This is a genomic window from Sporomusa sp. (assembly GCF_057736855.1).
Genome location: NZ_JBYKYF010000048.1, coordinates 1 through 13,313, shown reverse-complemented (window position 1 = coordinate 13,313; position 13,313 = coordinate 1). Strand labels below are relative to the sequence as shown.

Below are 13,313 nucleotides of genomic sequence, written 5' to 3'. Positions count from 1 at the left end.
ATCGGGATAAGCGTACTCGTCTGCGGGAAGCCAAATCAGACCTTATGGATGCCGTTGCTGAAATTTTGGTGGAAACTAGTCGGGAAAATGCCAATGTATCTAATTCGCCGTCAGCCAAAATGCTCCAAATTGCCAGTGCAGCTAGTAAGGCTTTTTATTTAAACCGCATGATTCCGGAAAAGTTTGCCCAGGCTCATATTAAAGGTGATTTTCATATTCATGATTTGGACTTTTACGGAAAAACCTTGACTTGTGTGCAAATACCATTAGGAAAGTTGCTAAAAAACGGTTTTAATAATGGTCATGGTTATATTCGTCCGCCGAAACGTCCAGCGTCGGCAACAGCGCTTGCTGCTATTATTTTACAGAGTTCACAAAACGATATGCATGGCGGCCAATCTTTCGCTTTTTTTGACCATGATATGGCTCCTTTTATGGAGAAGGCTAGTAATGAAGACGTGTACCAGGCCATGGAGGCACTGATTTATAATTTGAACAGCATGCATTCACGAGCAGGTGCGCAAGTACCTTTTTCCAGTCTTAATATAGGTACTGATACGTCACCAGCCGGGCGGGCTGTAATCAAAAATTTGTTATTAGCCTATGAAAAAGGCTTAGGACGTGGAGAAAATCCCATTTTCCCCAATATTATCTTTCGTGTTCAAGAAGGCGTTAACTTTAATCCCGGTGATCCCAATTATGATTTATTTAAATTGGCTATTCGCGTTGCTGCCCAACGTCTTAATCCTACTTTCAGCTTTATGGATTCCTCATTTAATAAACCGTATGGAAATCAAGTGGGTTACATGGGATGCCGGACCAGGGTAATATCTAATCGTTGTGGTCCGGAGGTAACTGATGGACGGGGAAATTTAAGTTTTACTACCATAAATTTGCCGCGTCTGGCTATCAAAGCTGAGCGGAATCTTATGAAGTTTTACGAGAGTTTAGCAGAACTTATTGATTTGGCTTGTGAACAGCTATACCACCGGTTCCAGGTTCAGGCGAAACTAAAGGTACGGGATATGCCATTTTTGATGGGACAAGGCTTATATATCAATTCAGATAAACTAAAGCCCAATGATACTATTGAAGAAGTTATCAGAAATGGTACCCTTTCGGTTGGTTTTATTGGTTTGGCTGAGACTTTGACTGCTTTAACCGGTTATCATCACGGCGAAAATGAAGAAGCGCAAATTATGGGTGAAGAGATTGTGGCCTTTATGCGTGATAAGATTGACCGGGCAGCTGAGCATTATGATCTGAACTATACATTATTAGCTACTCCGGCTGAAGGACTGTCTGGGCGGTTTGTCAAAATGGATCGCCGTGAGTATGGTATTATTCCTGGGGTTACAGATAAGGAATATTACACTAACTCGTTCCATGTTCCTGTTAACTATCCGATTAGTGTATTTGATAAAATTCGCATTGAAGGTGTGTATCACAAATATACTAACGCCGGGCATATTAGTTATGTAGAATTTGCTGCACCACCTGTCAATAATTTAGGTGTATTGGAAGAGATTCTTCGCTACATGCGTAAATGCGACTTTGGCTATGCTGGTTTTAACTTTCCGGTGGATTTTTGTGAGGGTTGCGGTCATCTGGGCGTAATTGACACTGATGAATGTCCTTCTTGCGGAACTACCAGTATTCGGCGAGTGCGTCGCATTACCGGTTATTTGAGTACAGTGGACCGGTTTAATGATGCTAAGCTGAGCGAATTGACCCAAAGAGTGCGGCATGTCTGAGGTTGTTACAGTACTCCTGAAGAAGCAAGAATGTTTGCTGTTTGTCGCTCAGAATTATGTAATCCGCGTATCTGCTTATAAAAGAAGGTGAATACATGGAAATTCGAATTGCCGGAATCACTGAGGAGAGTATTGTCGATGGGCCGGGGCTGCGGGTGGTGATTTTTACGCAAGGTTGCCCGCACCGGTGCCCTGGGTGCCATAATGAGGATACACATGATGTCAATGGTGGTTATACTATTGATGAAGAGGATCTTTTTAAACATATTAACCAAATAGTAGCTCGCAATAAGCTGTTGCAAGGTGTAACCTTTTCAGGTGGTGAACCGTTTCTTCAGCCAAGGCCATTGGCTCGTCTCGCCAAACGGATAAAAGCTCAGGGGTTGGATATCGTCACCTATAGCGGTTTTACCTTTGAGCAATTGGTGGCCATGGCAATAAAACGTAAAAGCATTGGGCAATTACTCAGATATACTGATCTGTTAGTTGACGGATTATATCGTGAATCTGAGCGAGATTTAGGATTAGCTTTTCGGGGATCCCGTAATCAGCGTCTAATTGATGTTCCGGCGAGTTTGGCTGCCAATGAGGTAGTTCTTTGGCAGGATCCAGAAAAAGAATTTTTTCTATCCTCATAGCAACATAACTTTCGGCTATTAATACCGACTTCCGCTCTCGCCTCACCCGCGTTAGCGGAAGCCGTGTTTTCTTTTTTTAGTTTAAGTAATTTTATTTGTATACTATTGCAATGTTCTTATAATATTACTATAAGGACATCGCAGGTGGATGTGATGACTATGACATGGGAATTGAAAGAACGTTTGCAAAAGATTGTAGCCTCTGAACAGGGAACATTGATGTATGCGCCTGGAGCCCGCCGGCCAATGGCGCTTGTTTATCCGAATACCTATTATGTCGGTATGTCAAATCTTGGATTACATATTATTTATGAGCAAATAAACAGCCGGGGTGATACTGCTTGCGAACGGCTGTTTTTGCCTGATAAAAAAATATTGGATGAATATATTCGAACCAACACCCCATTGTTAACACTAGAAAATCAATAGCCTTTATATGAATTTCCGCTAATTGCTTTTGCTGTTACTTTTGAAATGGATTATTTTAATCTGCTTACCATATTGGCAGCCGGCAGGGTTCCCCTATTGGCTGCAGACAGGCAAGAAGGCGATCCGCTGATTATTATCGGAGGACCGTGTGCCACTTTTAATCCAGAACCGCTGGCTGACTTTGTTGATGCCTGTATTATTGGTGAAGGTGAAGAAGTTATTCATGAGTTTTTAGATTGCTATTATGATAGTCAGAACCGTAATTTATCACGGGAAGAATTATTGTTACGCCTAGCACAGTTGGAAGGTGTGTATGTTCCGCGTTTTTATCAGCCGGTATATAATCATGAAGGTATTATTGAACGGTATGAGCGGCATGGCGCTGTGCCTGTCAAAGTAAAGCGTCGTTATATTAAAGACTTATCCCAATATCCAGGGCAAACAGTGATTGTTACGGCAGATACTGAATTTAGGGATATGTTTTTGATAGAAGTTGCCAGAGGCTGTGGCAGACATTGCCGATTTTGTATGGCTGGCTATTGTTTCCGTAATCCGCGAATACGCTCATTAGCACAAATTGCAGAAGGGGTGAACAAGGCTAAAGCCTATCGCGCCAAAGTTGGCTTAATGGGGGCTGCTATTTCAGACTATCCTGAAATTGATACCTTATGCCAGATGATTTTGAACCAGGGCCTAACTATGTCGGTTGCTTCACTGAGAGCGGATTCGCTAACTGATTCTCTGGTAGCGGCGTTAGCTAACAGTGGTCATAGAACCATTACATTAGCACCGGAAGCTGGTAGTGAACGGATGCGCAGAATAATCAATAAACAAATTAGCAATGAACATCTCTTTCAAGCAATCAAAGCGGCAGTAACAGCCGGTATTCCCCATGTACGATTGTACATTATGGTTGGTTTGCCAGAGGAACAGCATCAAGATATAGAAGCGATTGTTGAATTGGCTCAGCAGGTTAAACAGTATATGGAATCTTTAGGCTGCAAGGGTATGCTGACATTGAGTATTAATCCGTTTATTCCCAAACCATTTACGCCTTTTCAATGGTTACCTATGGCCTCTATGGAGGATGTAGTAGGGAAACTAAAATATATTCAAACTGCTTTAAAAAAGACGAAGGGGATAGAGATTCTCATTGAACAGCCCAAAGAGGCCTATATTCAAAGTGTGTTAGCCCGAGGTGACCGACGGTTGGGACAGGTGCTGCTTACCGCTGTGACTCAAGGTGGTGTAAAAGCGTGGAAGGCGGCGCTGAAAACCCATAATGTTGATGAAGAATTTTACTTATACCGTTCCAGAAGTGAAGCAGAAGTTTTGCCATGGGACAATTTGCATATGGGTTTTCCTATGGCGTATTTATTGACAGAATACCATCAAGCGCAAGCGGAAAAATACACACCGCCGTGTAGTGAAGGGTGCAGACGCTGTGGTATATGCAAGTAAACGCATGGGAAACTCAAAGTAAATGATTCCAAACAAAAAACCGAAGCCATCCGCTTCGGTTAATTTTTTGCTAGTATTACCGTGTTTAATGTTTTGGTTTGCGTAAACGGAGACCATCTATTATATCGATGATCATAAAGAAAAAGAAGAATCCACAAATAACTTTAACTATAAACTTTACGCTGCTGAGTACTGCCGTCAAAAAGTACCAATCTTTGGCTAATGGAGCAATGAGGAGAAGAACTACTAAAATCAGCGATGAAATAAAGAATAATTGCGTAGCTGGATAATTGTTTAGCATATGTTCATCCTCCTTCTATTATTGTTCCTATTTTCATTATATTCTGTAATTTTTGCTTTGTCTACTATATTTCTAAAATAAACAGGGGTGAGTTCTTTAGCAGCTACCGTGGTTATAAACTACGGAATGATTGCAGGCGAACATTTTGTAGGTTTATTCGATATAATATATAAAGGAAAGATATTAAAATAAAAAACAAACTCTAATCATAGAGTTTGTTTGGACAGTCTATATAAAGTTTTATCAAAGCTTCGGGATACTTTAAACTGGTCGGGGCGACAGGATTCGAACCTGCGGCCTCTTGGTCCCGAACCAAGCGCGCTACCAAACTGCGCTACGCCCCGGCTCACAGTTATTAAGTATACACAATCATAATAATATTGTCAACAGTGATACTGGGTATGAATAAAATTTTATCTATGCTTGTGAGTCTTTAGTCCTAAATTAATTTATGGGCCTTTAGTCCTAAACAGGAATTTTTATATTCAACGTCGAATAAAGAAAAAAATGGAAATGTGGAGGTATATATTTGAAATTAGTAGCCACAACTTTTTTAGCTTTTATTTTCGCACTTTCGTTGCTAGTAATACCCGGCAATATGGTTTATGCGTCTCAGGAACTGCCTGTATTGCAACAAGGTGATACAAATGATGCTATCTATACTCTGCAAGCGAACTTAAAAAAAATAGGGTTCTACCATTATGAGGTCGACGGTAATTTTGGTTCGCTTACGAAACAGGCCGTTATCCAATTTCAACAAGCTGTCGGTATTGAAGACGATGGCGTTGTTGGTCCAGAGACATGGTTGGCGATGCAAAATTATTTAGGTACCAGTGAAGTAAGTCGCGGTAAGATTGACAGAAATGCAGGAATCCAAATAGCTAGTTTCGCTCAGCAATTTTTGGGAATACCCTATGTGTGGGCAGGCTCGACTCCTAGCGGTTTTGATTGTTCCGGATTTGTTTATTATGTGTATAGTTGTCACGGGATTTCCTTACCAAGGATGGCGGACGAACAATATTATTTTGGCCAGCGCGTACCGTTAAACGCTATTCAGCCTGGTGATTTAGTTTTTTACAGCACATATGCTCCAGGACCATCACATGTGGGTATATATGTGGGAAATGGAAAGTTTATTCACGCTAGTTCCGCTGCAGGTGAAGTAACATTGACTGCGATGTCAAAACCTTATTATCAAGCAAGGTTTTTAGGGGCTTTTCGTATTAGTAAATAATTGAGAGCAAAGAATAACCGGTTACCCGGTTATTTTTGTTTGCTCAGAGTGAATACGGGAATACTACTATTTAGATAGAAATATGTAAAAAAAATTTTGCAAAAAGTGCTACCAGTGTTTAAATGTGCTAAAATATCTATGTTAAACTGAATTTTGGCCAAAATTTGAGGTAGATATGAGAATTATAACCGGAATTGCTAAAGGTACCAGGCTTAAAGCGCCAAAAGGGTTAGATGTGCGGCCTACTGCAGATCGAGTCAAAGAATCAATTTTTAATATTATTAATAACTTACAATTGCCAACTGCGGAGGATGTGCTGGATGGAGCTCATGTGTTAGATTTGTTTGCTGGCACAGGCAACCTAGGCTTAGAAGCGTTAAGTCGAGGGGCAGCGCATGCATTGTTTATAGATCATAATTTATCAAGTCTGCAAGCCATCAAAGATAATATTCATAATGCAAAAATGAGTGAAATGGCCGAAGTCTGGCGGGGTGACTCGATGAAAGCACTAGATAAGCTAAGTAAGCTAGGCCGGACATTTAGACTAGTATTTATAGACCCTCCTTATAACCAGGGCTTGGTAAACCTTGCGCTTGCAAAACTGGATACAACTAATATTGTCGAAACTGGGGGCCTCATTGTTGTTGAACATTCAAAACATGAACCAATACATAGTCAATGGCAGCATCTGAATTTAATTCGTACCGAATTTTATGGAGAAACAGTCGTAACTTTTTTGATGCGATAATGCGCGAACATTAATTTTGCTACAGGAGGAGTTTTATATGCGGATAGGAGTTTGCCCTGGCAGTTTTGACCCGGTTAGCAATGGACACCTGGATATTTTTATGAGGGCCAGTAAAATGTTTGACTTATTAATAGTAGCGGTTTTTCACAACCCTAATAAAAAACCGCTATTTACCATGGAAGAACGGGTAGAAATGCTAAAGTTAGCAACCAAGGGTATGCCAAACATTAAAGTAGATAGTTTTTCCGGTCTTCTACATGATTATGTGCGGCGTCAGAATAGTAGTTTTATTGTAAGGGGGTTACGGGCGCTTAGTGACTTTGAATATGAATTCCAACGGGCATTGCTCATAAAAAAAATAGCTCCGGATATTGAAACAATTTTTATTATGACAAGTAGCGAGTACTCATTCATTAGTTCAAGTGGCATTAAGGAGCTAGCAAAATTCGGGGGACCAGTTACAGGATTGGTACCTGCATGCTTAGAAGAGATTATAGTAAAAAGAGTCCGCGAAAGTAGTTAGATTTGTTTATTGGGAGGGAGAAAAGCGTTATGAATATTGAAAATTTGTTGGATCAAATGGAAAATATGCTGATTGAGGCCGCCCGTCTACCTTTTACGAATAAAAGAGTAATAGAAGAAGATGATTTAGCAAAGTTTTTGGATGATCTTCGTGAATTGATGCCGAAAGAACTTGATGAAGCTAGGCGTATTATTGCCGAGCGGCAACGGATTCTGGAGGAAGCTCACAAAGAAGCACAACATATTGTCGAACAGGCAAAATCTTATTGTCTTAAGCTTACCGATGAGAACCTTATTAACAAACAGGCGCAGGAACATGCTAATGAAATTGTTATGCAGGCTCACAAAACCGCTAAAGAATTACAGGCCGATGCGGTTAATTATGCAGACGAGGTATTTAGACATGTCCTGACTCACTTAGAAAAAACGATTGAAGTCGTACGCCAAGGACATCGGGAGTTACAACAAAATAAAAACCAGGATAAATAAAAGGAGATGGCATACTAGATTTTGGGTGAAATCAGTCAGCTAATTCTGTTCTTATTCAAACGAATTTTGTACGTGTAATCTAGGCAAGGTAAAGGAGCAATGCTCCTTATCTTTTTACATATCCGTATATCTCTCGAAATAAATGAAAAGCAATGGACAATACTACCATAATGGTAAGTAATATTCCAATTTGATAGGAAGTTTGTTCAATTCGAGTCAGCCAGAGGTTCCAGCTATTGGTTTGGGCAATATTCATTGATACTGGCAGCACGAGTAATTGGGTAATGTGTTTTCCTGGACCGAGTAATAACATTGTAATTATTGCAGCCAGTACGGCATGCAGTAGTCGACCAACCATGTACGGAATCATACGTATTCCTGACTCAATAACAATACTGGCTACTTGTCCATGGACGGAAAGACCGCTCCAGGCGATGATCGCACTGACGATAACTACTTTCTGATCAAGGGGCGCATCAGCCTGACTAGCAGCCAATGTCCCTAGATCAATTTCCAGAAAACCGCTAACCAATGCCGGAGCTAAATTGGTGCTGTAGCCGATGGCCCCTAACATTGCCGCAAAGACACTTGTGAGTATATTGGTAACTCCGATAATGGTCATAATGCGAATAAATACCGAGAAAACAATGATGAAACCACCGATTAACATTATGGTATTCATGGATGATTTGACTGCGTCACCAAGCAATTGGCCTAGCGAGCGCTTATCTTCTTGTCTGGCATTATACAAAGCCCGAAACGCACGAACAATGATATTACCGCGCACAGTTGGACCTTCTTTGGTATAACTATCCCGGTCTCGTCCGTGAAATCTAAAGGCCACTCCAACTAAGAAACTTGATATGTAGTGGGCTAATGCAATGGTAACACCTAATTCGGGCATACCAAACATCCCTACCGCTACTGCACCAACCATAAAAAGTGGATCGGCTGTATTGGTGAAAGATAATAGTCGTTCGGCTTCAACAGCAGTGCATAATTGATTTTTGCGAAATTTACAAGTGATTACTGCATCCATGGGGTAACCGGAAGCCAGCCCCATAGACATAGCGAATGCTCCTACTCCTGGAACATTGAATAGTGGTCTCATTAGCGGTTCAAGCAAAACACCGATGAAATGGACAACTCCGAGCCCCATAAGTATTTCTGATAAAATGAAAAAAGGCAGCAAGGCAGGAAAAACTACGTTCCACCATAAATTTAGCCCCATAATCGCTGAATCAAAAGCATCTTTCGGATATTTCACCATAGCAATAGTTATAAATACCGTACAAAAGGCCATGCAATATGCTAGTAATCGTGAACGATAACGCTTGCCACTGCCCCAAATCCGCATATACTAATCTCCTCCTCCAAGCCGTGCGGTTTGATAATTTATATATATTGACAAGGCAGAGGTAATATAACTAAAATACAGGGCAAATACTACTTAGTTATAACTGGAGGGATAGGATGCCACCTAAAATAGGGCTAGCTCTAGGATCTGGCGGGCTGAGGGGAATAGCTCATATTGGTGTTCTTAAAGTTCTGGAAAAATATAGTATACCCATCGATTATATTGCAGGCTGCAGTATTGGTAGCCTGATCGGTGCCTTATATACTGCTGGGCTTGATCCTGATACCATGCTTAAACTGGCAAAAGGTTTAAAAAAGCGCCACTGGCTGGATTTCGTTATCCCACAGATGGGAATGGTCTCAGGTGAACGGGCTTTGGCAACTATTCGCCTATTAACTAAACAAAAGCGATTTGATGAACTCAAAATTCCTTTGGCGGTGGTAGCCACAGAGCTAAATAGTGGTAAAGAAGTTGTGTTTACTGAAGGTGATGTTGCCCAAGCCGTGCGGGCGAGTATCTCTGTACCGGGTGTTTTTATACCTTTTGCTATTGACGGTAAATTATTTGTAGATGGTGCGGTTATAAATCCTACGCCAATAGACACTGTTCGCAATATGGGAGCCGATGTTGTTATTGCTGTCGACTTGGCTCATGCAGGAACGGTGTCCAATATTAGCAATATGTTTGATGTTATTATTCAATCTATAGACATTATGGAAAGAGAATTATGTAAGCACCGTCAGCCGCATTGCGATGTGCTGATTCAACCTGATGTGGGTAGTTTTTCACCCAGTTCGTTTGATAGTATGGATGAATGCGCTTTGGCTGGAGAGGTTGCCGCAGAGGCGGTCATTCCAGAAATCAAAAAAATCTTGGCTAATTTTTAATATATAGTGGAGAAATCTGATAATCTTGACCGCCTGATCTTAGCCGATGATTAGGCAGTCCTAATGCATATATGTCTGTTGCTCTAATATCATAGGCCAACATAGCTTGTAGCAGTGGTAGATTGGTAATCGATTGCTGTTTGCTGGTAAGATAATGCGTAGTTTTGGTTATTATCGGTATGGTAGCATGCTTGGAGATTTCTTTAAGCAAGTGGCGTCCATTGCTGTTAAATGCTAATATACGGGCATATAATGGACCTGTTTGGTCAAATTGTGCAAGTTTGTTTTTAGTAGTTCCTAATAAGGCATGAATAATAATCCGCTGCAGGCGGGTTATTGTATAGCGTTTACTTTTACTAAATGCTAGTAATTCTTGGGCCGTAGTGGCTTTATGCGCAGCTTGCGATATTTTATTATGGAGGCCCTCAGTGATATCTGGTAACTCAGCTATTTCGTCCAGTTGCATGGTTCTGATTTTGGCTAAGATCATATTACTAAAGTCTGACAAAGTTACAGGGATCCTTCCGATAGCAATCAACTCATTAATTTGCTGGGCACAGCATGGTGGCAGTGCATTCCAGGCCTCAGTATTTGGGTGCAATAAGCCGGTTTGAAGAATGGCTGCGCGAATAGCCGTTGCACTGGCAATTTCAGAAGTAATCAGGTTATCGTGGAAGTTGGCTGCCCGGCGTTTAATGGGAATAGCAATCAGGTTTGGTGCAAAGGTAGTAATTGCTCGTACATATTCAATGGCCAAGAGATTATTAGGAGATTGAAACAGACTGGCGTCGACTCTCGATTTTGTCGATATCGCTGCTGCCAGGCTTGCGGCATAAGTTTGGCCTGTTTTCATGTTGGTGCGTATAGCGCTAATTACATCCTGTTGGTCTAATGCATTTGCAGCTGTTATAAGCTTAGTCATGTCCGGTGTTTCCGCGCCAAAACAGATATGGCTGACAACACCCAAACGATTAAGAAGCTGAATGCCACCAGAGGCAAAATATTGGGCACTACGCACTGAAAATACGACCGGGAGTTCAATGATCAAATCAACACCTGCTTTAACCGCCATAGCAGCCCGCGACCACTTATCCGTTATTGCGGGTTCACCGCGCTGCGTAAAGTTTCCACTCATAACACCGATTGCATAGGGTGCTCCTGAGAGTCGTTTGGCTTCGTTTAGATGCCATAAATGACCATTGTGAAAAGGATTGTATTCTACAATCATTCCGACTGCTTTCATGATTACATATCACCTTATATTTTTCGTATACTATTGTATTATATAGTATCTAAAGTCGATGTACAGTCTTACTGTTGGATGATAAAGTAGAATAATGATAATTTATTTTCCAGCAAAACCGCAGCGATTCCCTCCTAAAAGCAAGAGTAAGTGAGCTGCATGTGTTTGTGAATTTTTTTTCTAAATAAGTTTTTCTTGCGGAAGGGAAACTAAGTCAGGTGTCGAAAACATAAAAATTGGTAGTAAATGACTTGGTTCATTTATCGTGGTCTGACTTGAAAAAGCATACCCAAAGAATAAGGAGGATTTTGTTGTGAAAGTTTTAGTTGTCAATTGTGGAAGTTCTTCAATTAAGTATCAGCTAGTTAATATGAATGATGAATCGGTATTGGCTAAAGGTTTGGTGGAACGCATTGGCCTTGACGGTTCCATATTAACTCATCAGCCTGCAGGCAAAGACAAAGTGGTAATTAATGCTGATATTAAAAACCACAGTATTGGGATTAAACTTGTTATTGATGCTCTTACCGATGCCAATCATGGTGTTATTACCGACATGAAAGAAATCGCTGCTGTGGGGCACCGGGTTGTACATGGCGGCGAAAAATTTGCTGATTCGGTATTAATTACACCTGAAGTAATGAAGGCAATTGAAGAATGCATTCAAATGGCTCCATTGCACAATCCGCCAAATATTATGGGTATCAATGCTTGTGCAGAAATCATGCCAGGTGTTCCTCAGGTAGCTGTTTTTGATACTGCGTTTCATCAAACTATGCCTAAGCATGCATTTCTTTATGCTTTGCCTTATGAAGTATATGAGAAATATGGTATTAGACGTTATGGCTTCCACGGTACTTCTCATAAATATGTATCGCAACAAGCAGCAGAGCTTATGGGCCAACCGATTACCAACTTGCGTATCATTACCTGCCATTTAGGCAATGGTGCCAGCATTGCCGCTGTTAAACACGGTAAATGCGTTGATACCAGCATGGGTTTCACTCCGCTTGAGGGTCTAGTAATGGGTACCCGTTGTGGCGGCATTGATCCGGCCATTATACCTTTCTTAATGAAGAAAGAAAACATGACTGCCGACCAAATTGACACCTATCTGAATAAGAAATCCGGCGTGCTGGGTGTTTCTGGCGTATCGAGTGATTTCCGTGATATTGAAGACGCTGCCAATTCCGGTAATGAGCGTTCAGAATTAGCTTTAGAAATGTTTGCCTATAGAGTACGTAATTTCATTGGTGCTTATGCCGCTGCTATGGGCGGTGTTGATGCGGTTGTATTCACTGCCGGTCTAGGTGAAAATTCGATCACTATGCGCGAAAGAATTTGCGCAGGCTTAGAATTCCTGGGGATCAAAGTTGATCCTGTTAAAAATAATGTTCGTGGCAAAGCACAAGAAATTAGTGTTGATGGGGCTAAGGTTAAAGTATTTGTTATTCCGACTAACGAAGAACTTGTTATTGCCCGGGATACCAAAGAAATTTGCAGCAAGTTTGCATAACTGCCAAACAACCTTCGTATGATAGACAGGGGACGTTTTTGTTCCCTGTCTTTCTTAATTATTCAGCGCCTCTTTATTTCTTGACAAACTTTCAGGGTGTGGATATAATAGATGAAGGTTGGTGGAAAATGATGAAAATTAACATAGGACAGCTAAAAAAAGAGCTTGGGGGCACCCAACCTTTTTCTTTCCTGACTTCAGTCGAAGAACTTGCTCTTAACCAGCATGAGGAAACTTGGACTGGGAATATTAAGGTTGAGGGTGTGGTAATTAATAAAGGAACTATTTACGAGATAACCGGAAACATCCATGCTACGCTGCAAGAGTCCTGTAGTCGTTGCCTTGAGCCTATGGTCAGCGTTCTTACTATTCCTTTCAATGAACATTTCAGTGAAGATGGCAACGAAGATATGGAAAGTTCCGGGTTTGATTGTGTCATTTTTAACGGTGATGAAATCGAGATTACTGATATTATTCGAGAAAATATTTTGTTGGCCAAGCCACTGAAATCAGTGTGCAGTGAGAATTGCCGTGGACTATGTCCTGAGTGCGGGGTCAACTTAAACATAAGCACCTGCGGCTGTAATACGAGTAAAATCGATCCGAGGCTTGCTGTTTTAGAAAAACTCTTGTCTAAGGACTAAGTTATGCAGGTTGGCCAATTTTGTTAAGGAGGTGGAAACAGATGGCAGTACCTAAGCGTAAAATGTCTAAGTCTCGTCGCGACAAGCGTC

The 13,313-nt window shown here is 41.1% G+C and carries 12 protein-coding genes, 1 tRNA gene and 1 pseudogene; 10 read left to right on the top strand and 4 right to left on the bottom strand.

Features of this window, described 5'->3' with window-relative positions; all coding sequences use genetic code 11:
* From nrdD to AC29Z1_RS05070, 3 genes and pseudogenes are all read left to right on the top strand, one after another.
* On the top strand, nt 1–1,754 hold a 1,754-nt coding region (gene nrdD / locus AC29Z1_RS05080), incomplete at its 5' end, for an anaerobic ribonucleoside-triphosphate reductase (protein ID WP_488270371.1).
* Between the two features lie 95 nt (nt 1,755–1,849).
* Nucleotides 1,850–2,392, top strand: coding sequence for an anaerobic ribonucleoside-triphosphate reductase activating protein (gene nrdG / locus AC29Z1_RS05075; protein ID WP_488270370.1), 543 nt, complete (start codon nt 1,850–1,852; stop codon nt 2,390–2,392).
* A 159-nt stretch (nt 2,393–2,551) separates the two neighbouring features.
* A pseudogene (locus tag AC29Z1_RS05070) lies at nt 2,552–4,282 on the top strand (TIGR03960 family B12-binding radical SAM protein).
* A gap of 85 nt (nt 4,283–4,367) precedes the next feature.
* On the opposite strand, the gene AC29Z1_RS05065 reads toward AC29Z1_RS05070, so the two are convergent.
* Nucleotides 4,368–4,583 (bottom strand): hypothetical protein, encoded by a 216-nt coding sequence (locus AC29Z1_RS05065; RefSeq protein ID WP_488270369.1) that lies wholly within the window; start codon nt 4,581–4,583, stop codon nt 4,368–4,370.
* A gap of 267 nt (nt 4,584–4,850) precedes the next feature.
* Nucleotides 4,851–4,927, bottom strand: a tRNA-Pro gene (locus tag AC29Z1_RS05060).
* A 185-nt stretch (nt 4,928–5,112) separates the two neighbouring features.
* Here AC29Z1_RS05060 and AC29Z1_RS05055 point away from each other — a divergent pair.
* The 4 genes from AC29Z1_RS05055 (at nt 5,113) to AC29Z1_RS05040 (ending at nt 7,576) form a co-directional block, all read left to right on the top strand.
* Nucleotides 5,113–5,817 carry a C40 family peptidase gene (locus AC29Z1_RS05055; RefSeq protein WP_488270368.1) on the top strand — a complete coding sequence of 235 codons (705 nt, stop codon included), beginning with the start codon at nt 5,113–5,115 and terminating at the stop codon, nt 5,815–5,817.
* Between the two features lie 175 nt (nt 5,818–5,992).
* On the top strand, nt 5,993–6,565 hold the full coding sequence (rsmD, locus tag AC29Z1_RS05050; RefSeq protein ID WP_488270367.1) for a 16S rRNA (guanine(966)-N(2))-methyltransferase RsmD: 573 nt from the start codon (nt 5,993–5,995) through the stop codon (nt 6,563–6,565).
* 37 nt (nt 6,566–6,602) lie between these two features.
* The gene (gene coaD, locus AC29Z1_RS05045) at nt 6,603–7,088 is read left to right on the top strand and encodes a pantetheine-phosphate adenylyltransferase (RefSeq protein WP_488270366.1); all 486 of its coding nucleotides are present in this window, start codon (nt 6,603–6,605) and stop codon (nt 7,086–7,088) included.
* Between the two features lie 29 nt (nt 7,089–7,117).
* The gene (locus AC29Z1_RS05040) at nt 7,118–7,576 is read left to right on the top strand and encodes an ATPase (RefSeq protein WP_488270365.1); all 459 of its coding nucleotides are present in this window, start codon (nt 7,118–7,120) and stop codon (nt 7,574–7,576) included.
* Nucleotides 7,577–7,682: 106 nt separating this feature from the next.
* Here AC29Z1_RS05040 and ylbJ read toward each other — a convergent pair whose 3' ends face one another.
* Nucleotides 7,683–8,933: a sporulation integral membrane protein YlbJ gene (gene ylbJ, locus AC29Z1_RS05035; protein ID WP_488270364.1), complete on the bottom strand. Its 1,251-nt coding sequence runs from the start codon at nt 8,931–8,933 to the stop codon at nt 7,683–7,685.
* A gap of 116 nt (nt 8,934–9,049) precedes the next feature.
* Here ylbJ and AC29Z1_RS05030 point away from each other — a divergent pair, with 116 nt between their 5' ends.
* The gene (locus AC29Z1_RS05030) at nt 9,050–9,820 is read left to right on the top strand and encodes a patatin-like phospholipase family protein (protein ID WP_488270363.1); all 771 of its coding nucleotides are present in this window, start codon (nt 9,050–9,052) and stop codon (nt 9,818–9,820) included.
* Here the strand turns inward: AC29Z1_RS05030 and AC29Z1_RS05025 are convergent.
* On the bottom strand, nt 9,810–11,063 hold the full coding sequence (locus AC29Z1_RS05025) for a nucleotidyltransferase (protein WP_488270362.1): 1,254 nt from the start codon (nt 11,061–11,063) through the stop codon (nt 9,810–9,812). The genes AC29Z1_RS05030 and AC29Z1_RS05025 overlap by 11 nt on opposite strands.
* A gap of 313 nt (nt 11,064–11,376) precedes the next feature.
* On the opposite strand from AC29Z1_RS05025, the gene AC29Z1_RS05020 reads away from it, so the two are divergent.
* Nucleotides 11,377–12,579, top strand: a complete 1,203-nt coding sequence (locus tag AC29Z1_RS05020; RefSeq protein WP_488270361.1) for an acetate/propionate family kinase — start codon at nt 11,377–11,379, stop codon at nt 12,577–12,579.
* Nucleotides 12,580–12,710: 131 nt separating this feature from the next.
* The gene (locus AC29Z1_RS05015; protein ID WP_488270360.1) at nt 12,711–13,223 is read left to right on the top strand and encodes a YceD family protein; all 513 of its coding nucleotides are present in this window, start codon (nt 12,711–12,713) and stop codon (nt 13,221–13,223) included.
* Nucleotides 13,224–13,313 lie beyond the last annotated feature (90 nt).

Bases quoted from the DNA above. Each gene is read 5' to 3' on its own strand.
- coaD (WP_488270366.1), top strand. From the start codon at position 6,603: ATGCGGATAGGAGTTTGCCCTGGCAGTTTTGACCCGGTTAGCAATGGA.
- nrdG (WP_488270370.1), top strand. From the start codon at position 1,850: ATGGAAATTCGAATTGCCGGAATCACTGAGGAGAGTATTGTCGATGGG.
- AC29Z1_RS05040 (WP_488270365.1), top strand. From the start codon at position 7,118: ATGAATATTGAAAATTTGTTGGATCAAATGGAAAATATGCTGATTGAG.
- AC29Z1_RS05065 (WP_488270369.1), bottom strand. From the start codon at position 4,583: ATGCTAAACAATTATCCAGCTACGCAATTATTCTTTATTTCATCGCTG.
- AC29Z1_RS05015 (WP_488270360.1), top strand. From the start codon at position 12,711: ATGAAAATTAACATAGGACAGCTAAAAAAAGAGCTTGGGGGCACCCAA.
- AC29Z1_RS05025 (WP_488270362.1), bottom strand. From the start codon at position 11,063: ATGAAAGCAGTCGGAATGATTGTAGAATACAATCCTTTTCACAATGGT.
- ylbJ (WP_488270364.1), bottom strand. From the start codon at position 8,933: ATGCGGATTTGGGGCAGTGGCAAGCGTTATCGTTCACGATTACTAGCA.
- rsmD (WP_488270367.1), top strand. From the start codon at position 5,993: ATGAGAATTATAACCGGAATTGCTAAAGGTACCAGGCTTAAAGCGCCA.
- AC29Z1_RS05030 (WP_488270363.1), top strand. From the start codon at position 9,050: ATGCCACCTAAAATAGGGCTAGCTCTAGGATCTGGCGGGCTGAGGGGA.